Consider the following 531-nt stretch of genomic DNA (forward strand, 5'->3'; position numbering starts at 1 on the left):
CTAGATACGTGTATCTAGCTGAATGTACTGGAAGAATAAGGATCGGCTAACTCCGTGCCAGCAGCCGCGGTAATACGGAGGATCCGAGCGTTATCCGGATTTATTGGGTTTAAAGGGTGCGTAGGCGGCCTATTAAGTCAGGGGTGAAATACGGTGGCTCAACCATCGCAGTGCCTTTGATACTGATGGGCTTGAATCCATTTGAAGTGGGCGGAATAAGACAAGTAGCGGTGAAATGCATAGATATGTCTTAGAACTCCGATTGCGAAGGCAGCTCACTAAGCTGGTATTGACGCTGATGCACGAAAGCGTGGGGATCGAACAGGATTAGATACCCTGGTAGTCCACGCCCTAAACGATGATAACTCGATGTTGGCGATAGACAGCCAGCGTCCCAGCGAAAGCGTTAAGTTATCCACCTGGGGAGTACGCCCGCAAGGGTGAAACTCAAAGGAATTGACGGGGGCCCGCACAAGCGGAGGAGCATGTGGTTTAATTCGATGATACGCGAGGAACCTTACCCGGGCTTGA

Annotated in this window: 1 rRNA gene; it reads left to right on the forward strand. The window is 51.0% G+C overall.

What is annotated here, in order from left to right:
• Positions 1–531: ribosomal RNA gene (locus tag FB586_RS18915) — 16S ribosomal RNA — on the forward strand; the annotation flags it as partial.

Origin of the sequence: Cellulomonas telluris (assembly GCF_004886325.1) — a bacterium.
In the GTDB taxonomy this organism is placed as follows: domain Bacteria; phylum Actinomycetota; class Actinomycetes; order Actinomycetales; family Cellulomonadaceae; genus Cellulomonas; species Cellulomonas telluris.